The sequence below is a fragment of the Gilliamella sp. Gris3-2 genome, from assembly GCF_001690345.1.
Lineage (GTDB): Bacteria > Pseudomonadota > Gammaproteobacteria > Enterobacterales > Orbaceae > Gilliamella > Gilliamella bombi.
In genome coordinates, this window is record NZ_LZHB01000069.1 from 172,196 (window position 1) to 191,293 (window position 19,098).

Annotated in this window: 20 protein-coding genes and 2 pseudogenes; 19 read left to right on the forward strand and 3 right to left on the reverse strand. The window is 35.0% G+C overall.

Going from position 1 to position 19,098, the window contains the following annotated elements; genetic code table 11:
- Nucleotides 1-253: 253 nt before the first annotated feature.
- Nucleotides 254-1,396 carry a porin gene (locus A9G32_RS09860; protein ID WP_034911519.1) on the forward strand — a complete coding sequence of 381 codons (1,143 nt, stop codon included), beginning with the start codon at nt 254-256 and terminating at the stop codon, nt 1,394-1,396.
- Between the two features lie 132 nt (nt 1,397-1,528).
- Nucleotides 1,529-1,987 carry a methylglyoxal synthase gene (locus A9G32_RS09865; protein ID WP_065589447.1) on the forward strand — a complete coding sequence of 153 codons (459 nt, stop codon included), beginning with the start codon at nt 1,529-1,531 and terminating at the stop codon, nt 1,985-1,987.
- Between the two features lie 219 nt (nt 1,988-2,206).
- Here the strand turns inward: A9G32_RS09865 and A9G32_RS09870 are convergent, their stop codons facing one another.
- A complete protein-coding gene (locus A9G32_RS09870; protein WP_065589448.1) occupies nt 2,207-2,986 on the reverse strand; it encodes a class II glutamine amidotransferase in 780 nt (259 codons plus the stop codon).
- A gap of 1 nt (nt 2,987) precedes the next feature.
- The gene (gene lpcA, locus A9G32_RS09875; protein WP_065589449.1) at nt 2,988-3,566 is read right to left on the reverse strand and encodes a D-sedoheptulose 7-phosphate isomerase; all 579 of its coding nucleotides are present in this window, start codon (nt 3,564-3,566) and stop codon (nt 2,988-2,990) included.
- Between the two features lie 401 nt (nt 3,567-3,967).
- Between lpcA and ribH the strand changes: the two genes are divergently transcribed.
- The 14 genes and pseudogenes from ribH to A9G32_RS09945 all read left to right on the forward strand — a co-directional run bounded on the left by ribH (nt 3,968) and on the right by A9G32_RS09945 (nt 15,706).
- Complete coding sequence (ribH, locus tag A9G32_RS09880; RefSeq protein WP_034911536.1) at nt 3,968-4,438, forward strand: 6,7-dimethyl-8-ribityllumazine synthase; 471 nt, start codon at nt 3,968-3,970, stop codon at nt 4,436-4,438.
- Nucleotides 4,439-4,442: 4 nt separating this feature from the next.
- A complete protein-coding gene (gene nusB / locus A9G32_RS09885) occupies nt 4,443-4,862 on the forward strand; it encodes a transcription antitermination factor NusB (RefSeq protein ID WP_034911540.1) in 420 nt (139 codons plus the stop codon).
- A gap of 21 nt (nt 4,863-4,883) precedes the next feature.
- On the forward strand, nt 4,884-5,939 hold the full coding sequence (locus A9G32_RS09890; RefSeq protein ID WP_065589450.1) for a TrmH family RNA methyltransferase: 1,056 nt from the start codon (nt 4,884-4,886) through the stop codon (nt 5,937-5,939).
- Nucleotides 5,940-6,089: 150 nt separating this feature from the next.
- Entirely contained in the window at nt 6,090-7,025 is a 936-nt protein-coding gene (nadR, locus tag A9G32_RS09895) for a multifunctional transcriptional regulator/nicotinamide-nucleotide adenylyltransferase/ribosylnicotinamide kinase NadR (RefSeq protein WP_065589451.1), read from the forward strand.
- Between the two features lie 62 nt (nt 7,026-7,087).
- Nucleotides 7,088-7,864: a bifunctional demethylmenaquinone methyltransferase/2-methoxy-6-polyprenyl-1,4-benzoquinol methylase UbiE gene (gene ubiE / locus A9G32_RS09900; protein WP_034911549.1), complete on the forward strand. Its 777-nt coding sequence runs from the start codon at nt 7,088-7,090 to the stop codon at nt 7,862-7,864.
- 14 nt (nt 7,865-7,878) lie between these two features.
- The gene (gene ubiB / locus A9G32_RS09905) at nt 7,879-9,420 is read left to right on the forward strand and encodes a ubiquinone biosynthesis regulatory protein kinase UbiB (RefSeq protein ID WP_065589452.1); all 1,542 of its coding nucleotides are present in this window, start codon (nt 7,879-7,881) and stop codon (nt 9,418-9,420) included.
- 86 nt (nt 9,421-9,506) lie between these two features.
- Complete coding sequence (tatA, locus tag A9G32_RS09910) at nt 9,507-9,740, forward strand: twin-arginine translocase TatA/TatE family subunit (protein WP_051634208.1); 234 nt, start codon at nt 9,507-9,509, stop codon at nt 9,738-9,740.
- 3 nt (nt 9,741-9,743) lie between these two features.
- A pseudogene (tatB, locus tag A9G32_RS09915) lies at nt 9,744-10,031 on the forward strand (Sec-independent protein translocase protein TatB); the annotation flags it as partial.
- Nucleotides 10,032-10,081: 50 nt separating this feature from the next.
- Entirely contained in the window at nt 10,082-10,852 is a 771-nt protein-coding gene (gene tatC, locus A9G32_RS09920) for a twin-arginine translocase subunit TatC (protein ID WP_065589454.1), read from the forward strand.
- 46 nt (nt 10,853-10,898) lie between these two features.
- A complete protein-coding gene (hldE, locus tag A9G32_RS09925) occupies nt 10,899-12,329 on the forward strand; it encodes a bifunctional D-glycero-beta-D-manno-heptose-7-phosphate kinase/D-glycero-beta-D-manno-heptose 1-phosphate adenylyltransferase HldE (RefSeq protein ID WP_065589455.1) in 1,431 nt (476 codons plus the stop codon).
- A gap of 227 nt (nt 12,330-12,556) precedes the next feature.
- Nucleotides 12,557-13,912 (forward strand): glutathione-disulfide reductase, encoded by a 1,356-nt coding sequence (gorA, locus tag A9G32_RS09930; protein ID WP_065589456.1) that lies wholly within the window; start codon nt 12,557-12,559, stop codon nt 13,910-13,912.
- Nucleotides 13,913-14,070: 158 nt separating this feature from the next.
- Nucleotides 14,071-14,832, forward strand: a complete 762-nt coding sequence (locus A9G32_RS09935) for an IS5 family transposase (RefSeq protein ID WP_065639672.1) — start codon at nt 14,071-14,073, stop codon at nt 14,830-14,832.
- Between the two features lie 259 nt (nt 14,833-15,091).
- Nucleotides 15,092-15,292: a YgaP family membrane protein gene (locus A9G32_RS09940; RefSeq protein ID WP_034915691.1), complete on the forward strand. Its 201-nt coding sequence runs from the start codon at nt 15,092-15,094 to the stop codon at nt 15,290-15,292.
- 150 nt (nt 15,293-15,442) lie between these two features.
- Nucleotides 15,443-15,706: a hypothetical protein gene (locus tag A9G32_RS09945; RefSeq protein ID WP_065590236.1), complete on the forward strand. Its 264-nt coding sequence runs from the start codon at nt 15,443-15,445 to the stop codon at nt 15,704-15,706.
- A 175-nt stretch (nt 15,707-15,881) separates the two neighbouring features.
- Here the strand turns inward: A9G32_RS09945 and A9G32_RS09950 are convergent, their stop codons facing one another.
- Complete coding sequence (locus A9G32_RS09950; protein WP_051634374.1) at nt 15,882-16,424, reverse strand: RNA polymerase sigma factor; 543 nt, start codon at nt 16,422-16,424, stop codon at nt 15,882-15,884.
- 271 nt (nt 16,425-16,695) lie between these two features.
- Here A9G32_RS09950 and A9G32_RS09960 point away from each other — a divergent pair.
- The 3 genes and pseudogenes from A9G32_RS09960 (at nt 16,696) to A9G32_RS09965 (ending at nt 18,748) form a co-directional block, all read left to right on the forward strand.
- Nucleotides 16,696-17,861, forward strand: a protein-coding gene (locus A9G32_RS09960) for an IS3 family transposase (protein WP_141672901.1) whose coding sequence is annotated in 2 segments (ribosomal slippage) — nt 16,696-16,942 and nt 16,942-17,861 — 1,167 coding nt in all. Because the reading frame shifts where the segments join, the coding sequence is not laid out codon by codon here.
- A gap of 10 nt (nt 17,862-17,871) precedes the next feature.
- Nucleotides 17,872-18,222, forward strand: a pseudogene (locus tag A9G32_RS13430) (transposase); the annotation flags it as partial.
- 25 nt (nt 18,223-18,247) lie between these two features.
- Nucleotides 18,248-18,748, forward strand: coding sequence for a GNAT family N-acetyltransferase (locus A9G32_RS09965; protein ID WP_176701332.1), 501 nt, complete (start codon nt 18,248-18,250; stop codon nt 18,746-18,748).
- The last annotated feature ends 350 nt before the right edge of the window (nt 18,749-19,098 follow it).

The following is a 19,098-nucleotide window of genomic DNA, read 5'->3' on the forward strand; positions in this document are numbered from 1 at the left end:
TTAAATTCATTCCTATCTAAAAAACATTTTATGTCTAAAAAAAATTATAATAAGTATTAAAATATTCGAAAATTCGCAGAATAAATCAAAATTTCATTGTTAAATAAGCAATGTATACAATAGAGTCAGTGTTTATCAGGCAAAAATGGCTATCACAGTAATAATATAATTGCTAATTATTAGCAATTATTTGTTAAACCAGAGCAAAGTAATTTGCATCTTTAATAATATAAAATACCTTTGAGGGTAAAAAATGAAACGTAATCTATTAGCAATCGCTATTCCTGCACTTTTAATTGCAGGTACAGCAAACGCTTCTATTGAAGTGTGGAATAAAGACGGTAATAAAGTTGACTTTTATGGTCGTGTTTACGCATTAAACTATATTACTGATCGCAATAACCAAACAGGTGAAGGTGACAAGACCACTGCACGTTTAGGTATGTCAGGTCAAACACAAGTGACCGACAGCGTAACTGGCTATGGTCGTTGGGAATATGAAGCAAAAACAGGTAAAAATGCTGATAATGAAACTCGTTATGCATTTGCTGGTTTAAACTTTGGTGATTTTGGTTCATTCGACTATGGTCGCAATGATGGTGTATTAAAAACATTAACATCTTACACTGACGTTTTACCAGAATTTGGTGGTGATGCTTCTGATAATGATCTGTATGCATTAACAGCTCGTACTAAAGCCGTTGCAACCTACCGTAATTCAGATTTCTTTGGCTTAGTGAATGGTTTACGTTTTGCCGTTCAATATGCGGATAATGGAGATAACAGCTCAACACGTCATTTCGGTAATTATACTCTTAATGATAAACGCAATAGTGCTGAAGCATGGGGTTCAGTTGTTGATTGGGATGTGCTTGATACTGGTTTATCTGTTGGTGCTGGTTATGCACAAACTGGTGGTCATAAAGATGCTAAAGCATGGTCAGCTGGTATTAAATATGACAACGACAACCTTTATTTAGCTGCGTTATATATTCAAGGTAAACAAAAATATGGCTGGGATAATGCCTCAACTACTCGTAGCGCTGATGATTTAAAAACCAAAGGCTATGAATTAGTTGCTCAATATGGCATTGACTTTGAAGTAGGACGTTTAACGCCATCTGTTGCTTATATCCAACATAAAGTTAAAGACGCATCTAGTTATTCAAGTGATGCAGGGCTTAAAGGTAATGATTTAGCTAAATATGTTGATGTTGGTTTAACTTATGACTTTAACAAAAACCTACAAGCTATTATCGATTATAAAATTAACTTGTTAGATAAAGATGATATCGGTGCACGCCGTGCTTTATATGAAGATGGTTCATTTACTAAATCACAAATCAAGGGCACAACAAAAGACACAGTAGCACTTGGTTTAATTTACCAATTCTAATTGATTGTATCTTTATTTTTAAAAGGCACTTCGGTGCCTTTTTTATTATCTATTATCAATTAAATAAACCTTGCGCTTTGATTAATACTCTGTTAAAAATTAAAAAATATAATAATGAATTAGGATACAATGATGCTATATACCACACGTAAATTACTAGCTAAAAAAAATATTGCTTTAGTTGCTCACGATCATCTGAAAGATTCTTTATTAAATTGGTGTAAAAAAAATCGTGAAGAACTTTCTCGTCATAATTTATGTGGCACGGGCACTACTGGAACATTAATAAAGCAAGAAACAGGATTAAATATCACGCCAATGTTAAGTGGTCCGATGGGGGGAGATCAGCAGATAGGTGCATTAATTGCAGAAGGTAAAATTGATATCTTAATCTTTTTTTGGGATCCACTTAATGCTGTACCTCATGATCCAGATGTGAAAGCGTTGTTACGATTATCTACTGTTTGGAATATTCCAGTTGCCACTAATCAATCCACAGCTAATGCATTAATTCAGTCCTCTATTTTTACGCAAGAAGTTGATATTGAAATTCCTGATTATCAAAACTATTTAACTCAAAGAGTTAAATAAATGCCAATACCATCTCAAATTCGTAAAACAGGTCGGCAAATACTTTTACTTGATAATCTGTTTATTGTCTTGCGTTAGGATTTCGGCAATTTGTTCACAAGGTTTTGGTATATTATTGGCAATAGTATTGCTGATTGCTCTAGCTAAAAACCTATAATGTTATGGATAACTTTAAGTTATCTGCATTATCAATTTAAAAATGAGTCACCAAGCATCCTATTAAAATGCGGAAGATTGGCTAATTTTGCCATCTTTAAATAAAATCGCTTCGCCAGTATTAAGTTTTTGCCATATCTCATTTGAAGTTAATGGTAAGGTTGAAATGATAGTAACAATATCATTGGGTGTTGTATGTTTTTGAAAATCAATTTCTACATCTTCGTCCAATAATTTTGCTTTGCCAAATGGTGCTTTGCGGGTTATCCAATGCAAATTCGTTGTACAATAGGCAAACACATATTGCCCATCAGAAAGTAGCATATTGAATATGCCTAGTTGGCTTAATTGATCGGCACATTGCTTAATAAAATTAAATAGCTCAAGATCATCGACAGGTTTTTGTGAATATTTTTGCTGTAATTGATTAATTAAATAGCAAAAAGCGTATTCGCTATCGGTTTCTCCAATAGGTTGAAAAAGCCCTGTATCTAAATTTTGGTAATTGGTTAATTGTCCATTGTGGGCAAAAGTCCAATTTTTACCCCAGAGTTCGCGGGTGAATGGGTGGGTATTTTCTAGTGCGACACCGCCTCGATTTGCTTGTCGAATATGAGCAATCACAGCTTTAGATTTGATGGGATATTCTTTCACCATTTTAGCAATAGGCGAATAGCTACAAGGCTCAGGATCTTTAAATGTTCGGCAACCTTTTCCTTCGTAGAAAGTAATTCCCCAACCATCTTTGTGAGGACCTTTGTCCCCACCTCGTTTAATTAAACTAGTAAAACTAAAGCAGATATCGGTTGGCACATTAGCACTCATACCCAATAATTCACACATATTATTTTGCCATCTCTTTTTCAATTAACAGAATAAGAATATGAATAACTTTGATATGGATTTCTTGCACACGATCGGCATAACCAAAATGTGGAACACGAATATCAACATCAGCAAGTCCATTCATCTTACCACCATCTTTACCAGTTAACGTAATAATTTTCATCCCTTTTTGTTTTGCTGCTTCAATAGCCCTAAGCACGTTAGCTGAATTTCCTGAAGTTGAGATACCTAAAAGCACATCACCTTTTTGACCTACACCTTCAACATAACGTGAAAAAATAGAATCAAATCCAAAATCATTACCTACACACGAAATGTGGCTTACATCTGATATGGCAATCGCAGGATAAGCAGGGCGATTATCACGATAGCGACCAGTTAATTCTTCAGCAAAATGCATAGCATCACAATGAGAGCCACCATTACCACATGATAAAACTTTACCACCATGTTTAAACGAATCAGCAATTAAAATAGCAGCTTTTTGGATTTGTTGGAGATTTTTATCGTCTGAAACAAAATTAGTTAATACGTCAATAGCTTGGTTTAATTCATCACGAATATTGTCAATATACACAGGTATTTCTCCATCAATAATAAATAAATTTATAGACTATTGTAGTTTGTTCAAAATTGCTTGCAAGCGATAAAAATAAGATTCCTTATTTTGGTAAAAACATATTTAGTAAATATGCCATTAAGTGCAAAAATAAACATTGAAATAGAAATAAATTAAGGTTGTTTCTAATAATGATGGTTGAAATAACAACAAAATTTAAATTAATTTTAAATTTAACAAATAATACATTTGCAAATAGTTAAATTCTTTGCGTTTATTTTAAATAATATATTGGGTAGAACTTGGTCGTAACGCTATTTGCCAATAGGATAAGTCTATAATTCGTGATACAATTTATTTAGTAATTTTCACGCAAAACAGAGTGAAATGGCATAAAATAGAATTAATAAGGAATTTATATGCAAACGATTGAAGGTAAAGTTGCTGCACCAAAAGCTAAAGTTGCAATTGTAGTGGCGCGTTTTAATCATTTTATTAATGATAGCCTAGTAAATGGTGCAATTGATGCATTGACACGTATTGGACAAGTTGATGATAAAAATATCACTGTTATTTGGGTTCCTGGTGCTTATGAAATTCCTCTAGCTGTTAAAGTTGCCGCACAGTCAAAAAAATATGATGCCGTGGTGGCGTTAGGTACCGTAATTCGTGGTAGTACAGCGCATTTTGATTTTGTTGCTGGTGAATCAAGCTCTGGATTATTAAGTACAAGTTTAGATAACACTATTCCAGTAGGGTTTGGTATTTTAACCACCGAAAGTATAGAACAAGCAATTGAACGTGCAGGCACTAAGGCAGGCAATAAAGGGGCTGAAGCTGCATTAACTGCGCTGGAAATGCTAAATATTATTAAAGCAATTAAGGAGTAATTTTGTGGCATTAGTTAATCCTCGTCGTCGAGCAAGAGAATGTGCGGTACAAGCCATTTACTCTTGGCAAGTTTCTAGAAACGATCTTGCTGATGTTGAGACAAGTTTTATTGCAGAACAAGATATGAAAGGCGTCGATTCTAAGTATTTTCGTGAATTATTAAATGGTGTAGCAAAAAATACTGCCGAATTAGATGATAAAATGACGCCTTATCTCACTGAACGATCTGTTGATGAATTAGGACAAATTGAATTAGCGATACTTAGAATCGCACTATATGAATTAATGAAACGTCAAGATGTGCCCTATAAAGTGGTAATTAATGAAGCCATTGATTTAACAAAAACCTTCGGTGCTGCTGACAGCCATAAATTTGTTAATGGCGTATTAGATAAAATAGCCCCAACCATCCGTACGCGATAACCGATTAATTGTGAGATTGATATGAACGACAATACCGAAAAAAATAAACCATCTATTTTTTACGCCAAAAATAGTGAATCTAAAAAACATTCTCGCTCGGCTATTGAAAAGCCCTCTCGATGGAAAGAGAAGCGTAAAGATGATTCATTTCAGTTGAAATCTAAACGAGATCGTCATGATCGTATTGAAACATTCAAACCTCGAAATGATAAATCTGAGTTTGCAAAAAAGCGGTTTAATGTTGAACTTAATCAATCTCAATCATCTATCGATAATTATTCACCATGGCAAAAAAAGGTTCGTGCTAATGATCAAGTACCGACCTTTGGTTATGATGGCTATCGCCAACGTAAAGAAGAAACTTTAGTTTATAGTGAAAATAGCTGTAAAGCAGTTTTCAAGCATCGACGCACAGCTATTGTTAAACTATTTATTACCCAAGAGATGACTTATCAGTTTAAAGATCTAATAGACTGGTTAGTCAAACAACGGTTAGGTTATGATGTTATCTCTAGTGAGCAAATTAGTAAAATAACTCAAACTCAACACCATGGCGGTGTCTGCCTAATTGTAAAAAAACGTGTCCCACTTACCTTATTGGATTATTTAGAAAACAGTAGTAATAAAGATCGTGATTGTATTTTAGCTATTGACGATGTTCATAATCCCCATAATTTAGGTGGCTTAATTCGTAGTGCTGCTTTTTATGGTGTTAATGGCGTTATATTACGTCAAACAAATTTACTCGATAGTGGCGCTGCCATGCGTGTGGCAGAAGGTGGTATTGAGGCTGTTGAATCAATTAAAAGTGATGATTTTGTTGCTTCACTTGATATGCTTAAACAGCGTGGTTACCAAGTTGTTGCGTTATTACCGTGTCAGGCAAAATCCATTGCATCAACTCAATTGCATAAAATCAAGTTTGATAAAAAAGTTGCGTTAGTTATATTTCAACAAATTAATATAAAACTTATTAATTGTGCTAATGTTGTTGTCCATTTAAAGGGAAATGATAACATGCCTGCGTTAAATATTTCGGTTGCAACGGGTATTTTATTATCTAATTTACAAAAATAATAAAGTATTATTTTATCTTTATTATCAACTAGTTGTATGGTAAAAGTTATTTTACTAATTGGTAAAATATATCAAATAGCATGATTTGATTAGAAATTGCTTTTTTTTTCTGTAAATTGTTATTAGTTATTGTGTGTTTTGGTAATGGTTATGGCTTTAAAGCATAAAGTTGGTTTAATTTTCGGGAAGTTTTATCCTTTACATTGTGGTCATATTTATTTGATTGAAAAAGCAATGAGCCAAGTTGATGTGTTACATATCATATTGGGTTGTGAGGCATCACGTGATAAGCAGCTATTTGATAAAAGCCGCTTACCCAAACAACCACAAGTTAGCGACCGCTTTTCATGGTTAAAAGAGACATTTAAAGATCGCCACAATATTCATATCCATGTACTTGATGAAGCTGGTATTGAATTTTATCCCAATGGATGGCAAGATTGGAGTTGTCGCGTTAAGCAAATTCTTTCCGAACATAAAATTAAGCCTAACGTAGTATTTACTAGTGAACCGCAAGATGTCAAAAATCATGAACTCTATTTTGGCTGTCCGGTAATCATTGTTGATGCCAATCGAGATTTTATAAGCATCAGCGCAACCCAAATCCGTGAAAATCCTTATAAAAACTGGTCTTATATCGCACAAGCAGCAAAACCTTTTTTTGTTAAAAAAGTAGCTATTGTTGGTCAAAATAGATTTCGTGATTTACCTATTCAATTTGCTAATATTTATAATACTCAATATGTACCTAACGGTTATATTAATTATATTGAGCGAGAAATCTTAACTCAGCATAATAAACGCTATTTGAGTGAATCCGATTTTATGAAAATTGCGATGTTACATGTAGAACGGATTTCAAAAGCTGTTGAAACCGCCAATAAGGTTGTTTTTACCTCAATTGATTTTGAAACATTAGCACAGTACTACCATCAATTATTTCAAAAAGATAATAAAATTTTAAAAGCTTTTAAAGACAGTTATCATTTTGATTTAGTCATTCATGAAAAAGATTTAAATCCAAAATCCTCACGGCTGGAACATTTTGAAACAATCACAAAAGAGGTTGAAGCATTATTGATTTAGTTCATCACATTTATTGTGGCTTATGTTAAAATAAGTCAAATATTTGTGATAGGTAAATTTTTATGTCTCAATCTTCTGACAAACAAGACGATACAAATCAAGAAAAAATTGATTTTGGTTACAAACAAGTTCCCAAACAAGAAAAAGTAAAACGTGTTGCTGAAGTATTTCATTCTGTTGCTGATAAATATGATGTTATGAATGATCTAATGTCATTTGGCATACATCGTATTTGGAAAAAAATTACCATTGAATATAGTAGCGTGCGTAAAGGTCAAAAAGTTTTAGATTTGGCAGGAGGCACTGGTGATTTAACGGCAAAATTCTCGCAACTTGTTGGTGATGATGGATTGGTTGTGTTAGCTGATATTAACGAATCGATGTTAAAAGTGGGACGAGATAAGCTACGTGACAAAGGCTTATTTAAAAACATTGAATATGTACAAGCTAATGCCGAGGAATTACCTTTTGCAGATAACTATTTCGATTGTATTACTATTTCATTTGGATTACGTAATGTCACCGACAAAGAAAAAGCATTACGATCCATGTGGCGAGTATTAAAACCTGGCGGGCGTTTATTAATTCTTGAATTCTCTAAACCGCAATATCAAATTCTGAATAAAGCGTATGATCTATACTCATTTACCATGTTACCATTGATGGGGAAAATAGTGGCAAATGATTCTGAAAGTTACCGTTATTTAGCTGAATCTATCCGTATGCATCCTGATCAAAATACATTGAAAAAAATGATGGAAGATGCAGGATTTGTCGATGTGAAATATCACAATATGACTGGTGGTATAGTTGCGTTACATACTGGCTTTAAATTTTGATGCGATGAATAATAATGACATTTTTTAGACTGTTTAAAATATTAACTGTATTCCGAGCTTATCAATTAAATGAATTGTTGCCAAAACATCGTTCATCAAAATGGTTGCGTACTTTATTATTTTGTATGTTTTGGGTTAGAGCTAAAGCAAAACATCAAGAAATCGGTGAACGTTTACAACTAGCGTTACAAGAACTAGGTCCAGTTTGGGTGAAAATTGGACAAATGATCTCAACTCGACGAGATATTTTACCAAAACACATAGCCGATGCTTTGGCAAAATTACAAGACCAAGTTAACCCTTTTGACGGTAAAATTGCCAAAAAAATAATTGAGTCAGCTTTAGAGCAGCCAATTGATTATTATTTTGCAGATTTTGACGAAAAACCAATAGCATCAGCATCAATAGCACAAGTTCATAAGGCGATATTAAAACGTAGTCAAGCCGAAGTAGTTATCAAAGTATTGCGTCCTAACATTTTACACGTTATCCAAGCCGATATTAGTTTGATGTATTGGGTGGCTAAACAATTAACTAAGCGGATTGAATCAGGCGAAAAATTACGAGCGGTTGAAATAGTGCATGATTATGAAATGACACTATTAAAAGAGTTAGATTTACAAAAAGAAGCTTACAACACGGCTAGATTACGCGATAATTTTATCAATAGCGACATTTTATATATCCCTTATGTTTACCAAGATTTATGTCGAAAAAATGTGATGGTTGAAGAGCGTATTAAAGGGATCCCCATTGCAGATATCGATCAGTTAAAGCAAAATAATGTTGATATGAAATTACTTGCAGAACGAGGAGTACAAGCTTTTTTTACCCAAGTGTTTCGTGATAACTTTTTTCATGCTGACATGCATCCAGGCAACATTTTTGTTGATATTACAGAACCACAAAATCCACGTTATATTGGTATTGATTGTGCGATTGTTGGTATATTAAGTGCTGATGATCAACGCTATCTTGCAGAAAATTTCTTAGCATTTTTCAATCGAGATTATCGAAAAATAGCAGAAACCTATATTGCATCAGGCTGGGTACCAGTAACAACAGATGTTATTGCACTTGAAATGGCAATGCGCAATGTATGTGAGCCCGCATTTTCAAAACCACTTTCTGAAATCTCATTTTCACAGATTTTACTGCAATTATTTCAAGTTGCACGTCAATTTGACATGGATATCCAACCCCAACTAACCTTACTTGAAAAAACGCTATTTTATATTGAAGGACTTGGTCGTCAGCTTTATCCAGAACTTGATTTGTGGCAAACAGCAAAGCCGTTTTTAGAAAAGTGGTATCGAGATAAATATAGTGCTAAAAAGATACTACAACAAGCTTGGGAATCGTTGCCTCAGTGGCGGGTCATGTTGCCACAGTTACCAGAAAAATTAAATGATTATGAACGAATTTCCAAACAAATGAATGTTCAATTACAGCAAATCAATCAAGAACTTCAGCGTAGTAAAAAGCGTGAACGAAATTTATATACAGTGATTGCACTATTTTGTGCATTATGTATTATTATACTAATTGTGCATTAAGAATTGAGCACAAAACTAGTTATTTGGGAAAATTGTAGTTTGTGTGTATAATTTAGGTATTAACCTTACTGGAGATAATTATCATGATGCCAAGCTTGCCTCAACTCCTCATATTAGTTGCTGTGGTCGTTTTGTTATTTGGAACAAAAAAATTACGAACATTAGGGTCCGATCTTGGCGCATCAATTAAAGGCTTTAAAAAAGCGATGAATGATGATGACGGCCACGACCAAAAAGAGCAAGACAATTTACAAAAAGTCGAGAATATTGACTCATCAGATACTAACAATACAGATACTAACAATAGCAAAAAAGAGTAACCCGTGTTCGACATCAGCTTTGGTCAGTTACTATTGGTATTAATTATTGGTCTGGTGGTTTTAGGGCCAGAAAGGTTACCTATTGCCATAAAAACAGTTGCAGGATGGATAAAAGTACTCCGCCGAATGTCTGCTACTGTACAGTTAGAATTAAATAAAGAACTTAAACTGCAAGAGTTACAAGACAGTCTAAAAAAGGCTGAACAAAGTGGTTTAACAACACTTACGCCAGAGATTCAAGAATCAATTGATGATTTAAAGCGCGTAACAGAATCATTACAAAACGAGATCGACTCTGCAACGCTGATCGATTCTCACTCTCACTCAGATAAAAATAAATCATGACCGACGACGCTACACAACCATTAATTGGACATCTTGTTGAACTTAGAGCACGGCTTCTACGCTCTATTATCTGTATTTTGCTAGTATTAGCTTGCTTACTCTATTTTTCCAATGATATTTATCATATCGTGGCAAATCCACTTATCAGCCAATTACCTCAAGGTAGTAGCATGATAGCAACAGATATTGCAGCGCCATTTTTTACCCCAATTAAGCTAACTGCTGTGGTGGCAATATTTATCTCAATTCCTTACATACTGTATCAAGTTTGGGGATTTATCGCACCAGCACTATATCAACATGAAAAACGTCTAGTAATGCCGTTAATTGTATCAAGCACAATTCTCTTTTATCTTGGTATTGCATTTGCTTACTTTGTGGTGTTTCCACTAGCATTTTACTTTTTTATTCACACTGCACCTATTGATGTAGCTATCAATACAGATATTACAAAATACCTTGATTTTGTAATGACACTCTTTATTGTTTTTGGGTTTGCTTTCGAAGTGCCCGTTGCCATTATACTACTTTGTTGGACAGGAATAACTACGCCTAAAAGTCTACGAAAAAAGCGCCCTTATATAATTGTTGGAGTGTTTGCCGTTGCAATGTTTGTTACACCTCCCGATGTATTTTCACAAATATTACTAGCTGTACCTATCTGTTTACTGTTTGAAATCGGCACTTTTTTTGCCCGTTTTTATCAACCACGAAAAAATGACAAAACAGAAGATAACGACAGTTATGAATCTGATAAAGATAGTTAACAGATAAAAGATGAATTAACTGAATAATTAAGGATAACAAGTCATAATGAAGACCTCATTACCTGATTTTAATTGTGCCAATGTATTAGTTGTAGGCGATATTATGTTAGATCGCTATTGGTATGGAGGAACTAATCGGATATCCCCCGAAGCGCCAGTACCTGTAGTTAAAATTGACTCTTTAGAAGAGCGACCAGGTGGTGCGGCTAATGTTGCTATGAATATTACATCGCTTTGTGGTAACGCAAGACTAATTGGATTAACAGGTATTGATGAACCAGCCAAAATTCTTGATGAACAGCTAAGTAACCACAAAGTTCAATGTGATTTTGTCTCTGTTTCAACACACCCAACCATAACTAAACTACGAGTCCTATCACGTAATCAACAATTGATCCGTATTGATTTTGAAGAAGGATTTGGCAATGTTGATGCAACTCCTATTCTTGAGCGTATTCAAACAGCATTGGCGACGCATAAAGTATTGGTTCTGTCGGACTATGCTAAAGGTGCATTATCTGCAGTTCAAGCAATAATTAAGCTTGCTAATCAAGCAAATGTACCAATTCTAGTTGATCCTAAAGGGACTGATTTTGAACGTTACCGCGGTGCAACAATCTTAACCCCTAATATGTCAGAGTTTGAGGCGGTAGTTGGTCATTGTCAAAGTGAAGATGAAATCATAGAAAAAGGCCACCAACTGATTAAACAGTACCAACTAAAAGCGCTATTGGTTACACGAAGCGAAAAAGGCATGACATTGCTTCAATTAGATAAAACAACTTATCATCTACCGACTCAAGCTAAAGAAGTATTTGATGTAACAGGTGCTGGCGATACTGTAATTGCCACATTAGCTGCAGCTTTAGCCGCAGGGCAATCTTTAGAGGAAAGCTGTTTCTTAGCCAATGCGGCAGCGGGTGTTGTTGTTGGTAAACTTGGCACTTCAACAGTATCACAAGTAGAGTTAAGTAATGCCATTCGAGCACGTGCCGATGACGGATTTGGTGTAATGACAGAAGAAGAACTTAAAGAAGAAGTTCAAAAAGCACGGATGCGTGGTGAAAAAATTGTCATGACCAATGGTTGCTTTGATATTTTACACGCAGGACATGTTTCTTACCTTGCTAATGCGCGTAAACTTGGTGATCGTCTAATAGTTGCTGTGAACAGCGATGCCTCGGTTAAGCAGTTAAAAGGTGAATCAAGACCAATAAGCCCACTTATGCAACGAATGATTGTATTAGGTGCACTTGATTCAGTTGATTGGGTCGTGCCATTTGAGGAAAAAACACCACAGCGATTAATAGGCACTATTTTACCCGATGTATTAGTCAAAGGTGGCGATTATAAACCTGAAGATATCGCTGGCGGTAAAGAAGTTATTGCTGCTGGTGGAACTGTTAAAGTGCTCAATTTTGAAGATGGATGTTCAACAACCAACATTATTAATGCAATAAAAAAAACGCTAAGCTAAATAATCACAAATAAAATTGGCTACTTGGAAATAAGTAGCCAATTGGCTTTTCAGCTCTTAATAACCTTAGTTAATTCTTGTTTAAGATACAAATCAGTAAAAAAAATTAATACACTTTAATCAATCGTTAATAACTATTGTTAAATTTCAAAATTAATACTTTTTTTATTGTGATCTTTATGCAAAGCTAATAAGCAAATAACGAAAAAGAGTATTAAGGATATTTTATGACCAAACATTATGATTACATTGCCATTGGTGGTGGTAGTGGAGGGATAGCATCAATTAATCGAGCTGCGTCCTATGGAAAAAAATGTGCCATTATTGAAGCCAAATTATTAGGTGGAACCTGTGTTAATGTTGGTTGTGTACCCAAAAAAGTAATGTGGTATGGTGCTCAAATTGCAGAAGCTATAAAACATTATGGTCCCGATTACGGTTTTGATACCACTATTAATCAATTCAATTGGGATAAATTAATTGCTAGTCGAACTGCTTATATTGATCGCATTCATCAGTCTTATGATCGGGTACTTACTAATAACAAAGTTGACGTCATTCATGGCTATGCAAAATTTGTTGACTCTCACACCGTTGAGGTAAATGGCGAACACTATAGTGCTGATCATATTCTAATTGCTGTTGGCGGAAAACCAAGCATTCCCAATATTCCAGGTGCGCAAAATGGCATTACTTCAGATGGCTTTTTTGCTCTAAAAGCCTTGCCAAAACGTGTGGCAGTTGTTGGCGCAGGTTATATTGCTTGCGAAATAGCAAGCGTATTACACGCTTTGGGCGCACAAACACATCAATTTGTTCGCAATGCTACACCACTACGATCTTTTGATCCGCTTATTGTTGAAACCTTAATGGAAGTTATTGCTACTGAAGGACAACAATTACATACTTTTGCGGTTCCAAAATCGGTAATTAAAAATAGTGATAATTCACTAACATTAAACCTCGAAAATGGCGAAAGTTACACAGTTGATTGTTTAATTTGGGCGATTGGACGTGATCCAGCAACAAATGACATGAATTTACAGGCGGCAGGAATTGCGGTTGATAATAAAGGTTTTGTTATCGTCGACAAATACCAAAACACCAATGTCCCAGGCATCTATTCTGTCGGTGATGATATTACAGGCGCTATAGCGCTAACACCTGTTGCAGTTGCCGCAGGGCGCCGCTTATCAGAAAGGTTATTTAACAATAAACCTGATGAACATTTAGATTACAGTAATATTCCGACCGTCGTATTTACTCATCCTGCAATTGGTACAGTAGGATTGGCTGAACCAGAAGCAATACAGCAGTATGGTGAAGAAAACGTAAAAGTGTATAAATCAACATTTACAGCAATGTACACCGCAGTAACACAGCATCGACAACCTTGTCGAATGAAATTAGTATGCGTGGGGAGAGATGAAAAAATTGTTGGTATTCATGGCATTGGTTACGGAATGGACGAAATGTTACAAGGCTTTGCAGTAGCGCTTAAAATGGGAGCAACTAAAAAAGACTTTGATAATACGGTGGCTATTCACCCAACTGCTGCCGAAGAGTTTGTTACCATGCGTTAAAAACGACCGATAGTAGTAATAAAAAAGCAGGCTATTAGTCCTGCTTTTTTGTTAATATTTTTATATATTAGGGCGTGTTGATCTTTCGTGATTATTTTTTAGACGGCATGATGTGAGTTATAATAATTCAGCCAAAAACAACCATAACTCGATTCATCATGCCAAGAACAATGCTAACAGATAAACGGTGGGAAAAGCTACTACAAATAATGAAAAATACCGGCCGAGTTTATAATAAATCCGAGCATCGGATGACGTTTGAAGGGATCCTTTTCCGAATGAGAACCGGAATTCCTTGGCGAGATTTGCCAGAAGAGTTTGGTGAATGGAGCACCGTCTATAGGCGATTTAATTTGTGGTCTAAAAAAGGAATATTAGTTGATATTTTCAAACATTTATCACAACTAGCGGATTTTGAATGGGTGTTCCTAGATGGCTCGATTATCAGGGCTCATCAACATAGTACAGGCGCTGCAACGGAGCATTGTGAGCAAATAGGTCAGAGCTGTGGTGGTAATTCAACTAAAATTCATCTTGCGGTTGATAGTGGTGGTTTGCCTATTTGTTTTGAGCTTTCTGAAGGACAACGACATGATATCACTTATGCAGAAAACCTAGTTGAAAGGCTCGATGAAGTCAATACAGTGATAGCCGATAAAGGTTATGACAGCGAGCCTTTTCGGTGCTTTGTTCGTCAAAAAGGCGGACGAACGGTGATTGCTAAACGTAATTATGGTAAGGATATAGATAAAAGCAGTATGGATAGGTGCCTTTATCGCTATCGTCATTTAGTCGAGAATGCCTTTGCTAGAATCAAGCAATACCGTTCAATATCAACTAGATACGATAAGTTAGAAAGGAATTATGCCAGTATGGTATCACTGGCATTTATGTTAATGTGGCTGCCAATGTATTGTTGAGTAATTTATGTACAGCAAAGATCAACAGCCCCTAATCAATTACAATTAATTTTTTAATTATTTATAACTATCCTTTACCTAAATTCACTCCTAATTTGAAATACCTATAAACTTAAATAAAAGACATTAATTCAATGTATTCCGCTAATTTGATAATTAAAATCCATTTAAATGAAAATTTTTTGAATCTTTTTTTGATTTTGTCGACTCTTTATTAGAGTAGTTCATTATTAAATCTAATTTTAAAGAGGAAAAAAATATGAGTTTTAAAAAAAATATTCCAAGTTTTGAGCGTTTATGTCGAATTATTATTGGTGCCTGTATTGCTTATTTAGGCTTTCTTTTTGCTCCAACAGCCCTAGTAATGTGGATTGCTATCGCAACAGGAATAATTCTGGTTTGTACTGGAACTATAGGATTTTGCCCTATGCGTTCAATTATGAAAAGAAAAATAAACTAACTAAAAAATTCACTCGCTACTTCCTTGATGTAATGATGAATAACAGTTTACTTTGAGGAAGTACATATTACAAGATATCTCTCATTGATATCACCATTAAGAGAAAAATGTAAATGAAATTTAAATTAAATAATTTTAAGAGGTAATGTCATGTTTAGAAGTAGTTCTGTATTAAGGCATTTACTACGAGGATGTATTGGATTTGGTTTGCTCGGTTTAACAATATATCTGTTCATTCAAGGTGCTGTCTGGAGCGTTTTATTGGGACTTGTATCGGCTGTTTTAGGGTTTGTTGTATTAAGAGGATGCCCTGCCTGTTGGGTAATTGGTCTCATAATGACTATAACCAATCCAGGTAAAACATGTATTCCCTGTACAAAAAAAGATGAATCAATTTCAACAGACTTAAAGTGAAAATAGCTCAATGTGTGAATTTGTTATGTTGCATGGTTACTGCCCCTAGCTTGCTAGGGGATGAGTATCTAATCAAGTTAAATCATATTTTCTTTAATGCCATTTGTATTCATTACCATAAATAGTTCCTTTATAATTGTGAATATTAATATATAAAGTATTCATAATTACTATTTCAGTGTGAATGACCACTAATCTCTAATTTTTTTCGTATAATATTTCTAGCTCTGTGAAGTCTACTTTTCACTGCTTCTGGGCTAATTTCAAGCATATTAGACACTTCATAAGTTGATAATTCTCTGATATCTCTAAGAATTATTACACTTCGATAAGTATAGGGAAGAGAAATTATTGCTTTAGTTAAGTCAATTTTTAATATTGATTCATCAGCTATAGAGTTACTAGTTCCAAATAGCTCTTCCATATCATCAGGATCCATTGCGAATGTTTTGTTATTTGAACGAAATATTCTGTAGCATTCTCGCTCAATAATGCGAAACAACCACGCTGACAGCGCGGAAATAGTTCGCAAGACACCTATTTTTTTATATAAAACCCAGAGTGCCACTTGTACTGCATCTTCTGCGTCTTCAGCAGTGGAACAAACTTTTCTTGAAAAGCGATTTAAATCTGGTTGGCATTTTTCGAGTAATTTAGCCATAGCAACTTCATTACCTGAACTGGCTTGTAAAATGAGATTATCATCAATTTTTTTCATTATTTTTTCCCCCACTATATAAAAGAGGTTTGAAGGTATGAAAAGGATTCAAATAATTTTAAATATTTTCAATTTTTTTTAACTGTAACTATCCCCTAAAATAGTACAGCAAAAAAGTAGAAAATTCTCTATGATAAAAGTAAAAGGGAATTTAATTATGAAAAAAATGGCTGAACATCAAATCGTGGCTATTTTAAAAGATGATCCTCGCCAAAAAAGTGGACAAAAGTCACCTCTATGATATAAACAAAAATCATAGGAGACAAATATCATGGTCAAAAAATTTAGTATCGAATTCAAACAACAATCAGTGGATTATGCGTTATCTAATGCACACCTTTCTATCAGCGAACTTGCCAACCATCTAGGTGTGGGTAAATCAACCCTAGATAAATGGATTAGGCAACTTTCCCCGAATAAAACCAGCCGTCGAGAGTTAACCGCTGAGCAACAGCGGATAATGGCGTTAGAAAAAGAGATTAAAGAACTGAAAATGGCTAATGATATACTAAAAAAGGCGCATGTGCATATCATCAACAATCCAAGTCGATGAAGTACGCTTATATGAAAAATCATTTAACCTGCTATCCCGTTACTAGGATATGCTCATTACTTGGTGTCAGTTCATCGGGTTATTATGCTTGGTTAAAAAGAGCAAACAAATCAGCTAAACTCAGCGAGTATATCCAAAAACAGTATTGGCAACATAAAGCTCGTTTGGGTGCACCAAGCCTGCTTCATGATGCAAGAGAAGCGGGCTATCAAGTTTCAGAAAGAACAATTAGCCGTGTTTTGCAACAATTGGGATTACGTAGTTTAAGATTGCATAGTAAAGCAGCACGTAAATTCAAGCATAAAACAGATAGGGCTTATCACAATATTGCGCCCAACACGTTAGATAGGCAATTTAACCCTGATAAGCCTAATAAAACATGGGTAACCAATATTACTTATATTAAAACGGGTGAAGGTTGGTTATATTTGTCGGTGATTATCGATTTATATGGACGAAAAGTGATTGCTAGGCAAACGAGTCGCTACATAGACCGCCATTTAGTGTGTAATACATTAAAACAAGCTTTATTTCGGCGTCACTTTCCTAAAAATGTACTCATTCATAGTGACCAAGGAAGCCAATATTGCAGTGCTGATTTCAAGCAATTATTGTTACAATATGGGCTAAGGCAAAGCATGAGTCGAAGAGGCAACTGCTTTGATAATGCGGTTGTTGAGAGTTTTTTTCATACACTCAAAACACATATTATTCATGACTGTTACTACAAAACGAGGAAGCAGGCTAATAAAGCACTATTTGAATATATTGAAATCTATTATAATCGGATACGCCGTCATTCAGCCAATGGCTGGGTATCACCTGAACAATATGAACAACAATATTACCAAAACGAAAAAATGATAGAGGCAGGCACTGTCTAATATTTTGGCGAGGATCAGAGGCTTCCAGTACTCTAATACCGCGATTGAAACTGCCTTGATGATGGAGGGGACTTTCTCTATGCCGTTACCTGCACTGCAAGGTTTTTTTGAATTGGCTTTCAAGCCAATGGATGTTACACTAATATAGGTAAAAGTTCAAAGACAATTTACACCCAATATAGCAATAAAACAAGAGGGCTATTCGATATTTCGTTATTGACTCGACAGACCTTAAAGTCTTTGGTAAATGTAAAGTAAGAAAGCAGAACATGGCGCAAAGTAGACTTAGCTATTGATGTGGATAACTCACGAAGCTATTAGTACGGAAGCCAGCCTTGTCAATGTTGGCGATATTGAAGTGCAAAGTCTTGCTAGAGCAAATCATAATGAAAATAGGAAACAAATTGGGTAATGCTGCATCTAAAATCGAAGTAAAACCATACTCTTCACTCTATGCCTCTGAAATATGCGATTTGTTTCATTCGTCTATTCATGCTATTGATACCGATATTTACAGCAAAGCACAGCAAGAAGCATGGTGCTCAACACCACCAGATTATCAGAAGTGGTTAGAACGTTTAAATAACACTCAGCCTTGGATGGCTATCTTTGGCTCAAGCCTTACGGGGTTTGTTGAACTTGGAGATGATGGTTACATAGACTGTCTGTATGTGCATCCTGACTTTCAAAAGCGTGGCATAGCTAGAAAACTCTATGACCATGTGCTTGACTTGGCCCACCAGAAAAAGCTTACACAATTAAGTGTAGATGCTTCAAAAGTGGCCATGCCAATTTTCAAAAAATGGGGTTTTAAAATAAAGCGGGCTAACAAAATATCCAGAGAAAATCAGGTACTGATAAATTACTATATGTATAAACTACTTTGATTTTTATTGAGACCTTTGTACAGTAAAGCTTCACTCAAACTAAATTTTTAACCGCGCTTTTTTGAGGCATTTGGGCTTATATTTAGATCTAAATACCTCTAGATAAGTTACTATTTATTGCCATTTCCCTGTTTTAGGCACAACTTTCCTGCTGTACAGATAACCCTCGTTTGATATCAAAGTTCAATAAGCTGCCTGAAAGATGAGCTTAGATTAGTTCTGTCAATGGAGTTTCAAATTAAACCGTATTTACGAAACCAAAGAATAAGTAGAAAACTTTATGAATAGAGGTGGGCACTGTCTAATATTTTGGCGAGGATCAGTTCTTGGCATGATGAATCGAGTTATGG

What these genes read in the sequence shown, in the direction of transcription:
- A9G32_RS09860 (WP_034911519.1), top strand. Translation starts at nt 254, where the DNA reads ATGAAACGTAATCTATTAGCAATCGCTATTCCTGCACTTTTAATTGCA.
- A9G32_RS09865 (WP_065589447.1), top strand. Translation starts at nt 1,529, where the DNA reads ATGCTATATACCACACGTAAATTACTAGCTAAAAAAAATATTGCTTTA.
- A9G32_RS09870 (WP_065589448.1), bottom strand. Translation starts at nt 2,986, where the DNA reads ATGTGTGAATTATTGGGTATGAGTGCTAATGTGCCAACCGATATCTGC.
- ribH (WP_034911536.1), top strand. Translation starts at nt 3,968, where the DNA reads ATGCAAACGATTGAAGGTAAAGTTGCTGCACCAAAAGCTAAAGTTGCA.
- A9G32_RS09890 (WP_065589450.1), top strand. Translation starts at nt 4,884, where the DNA reads ATGAACGACAATACCGAAAAAAATAAACCATCTATTTTTTACGCCAAA.
- nadR (WP_065589451.1), top strand. Translation starts at nt 6,090, where the DNA reads ATGGCTTTAAAGCATAAAGTTGGTTTAATTTTCGGGAAGTTTTATCCT.
- ubiE (WP_034911549.1), top strand. Translation starts at nt 7,088, where the DNA reads ATGTCTCAATCTTCTGACAAACAAGACGATACAAATCAAGAAAAAATT.
- ubiB (WP_065589452.1), top strand. Translation starts at nt 7,879, where the DNA reads ATGACATTTTTTAGACTGTTTAAAATATTAACTGTATTCCGAGCTTAT.
- tatA (WP_051634208.1), top strand. Translation starts at nt 9,507, where the DNA reads ATGCCAAGCTTGCCTCAACTCCTCATATTAGTTGCTGTGGTCGTTTTG.
- tatC (WP_065589454.1), top strand. Translation starts at nt 10,082, where the DNA reads ATGACCGACGACGCTACACAACCATTAATTGGACATCTTGTTGAACTT.
- hldE (WP_065589455.1), top strand. Translation starts at nt 10,899, where the DNA reads ATGAAGACCTCATTACCTGATTTTAATTGTGCCAATGTATTAGTTGTA.
- gorA (WP_065589456.1), top strand. Translation starts at nt 12,557, where the DNA reads ATGACCAAACATTATGATTACATTGCCATTGGTGGTGGTAGTGGAGGG.
- A9G32_RS09935 (WP_065639672.1), top strand. Translation starts at nt 14,071, where the DNA reads ATGCCAAGAACAATGCTAACAGATAAACGGTGGGAAAAGCTACTACAA.
- A9G32_RS09940 (WP_034915691.1), top strand. Translation starts at nt 15,092, where the DNA reads ATGAGTTTTAAAAAAAATATTCCAAGTTTTGAGCGTTTATGTCGAATT.
- A9G32_RS09945 (WP_065590236.1), top strand. Translation starts at nt 15,443, where the DNA reads ATGTTTAGAAGTAGTTCTGTATTAAGGCATTTACTACGAGGATGTATT.
- A9G32_RS09950 (WP_051634374.1), bottom strand. Translation starts at nt 16,424, where the DNA reads ATGAAAAAAATTGATGATAATCTCATTTTACAAGCCAGTTCAGGTAAT.
- A9G32_RS09965 (WP_176701332.1), top strand. Translation starts at nt 18,248, where the DNA reads ATGAAAATAGGAAACAAATTGGGTAATGCTGCATCTAAAATCGAAGTA.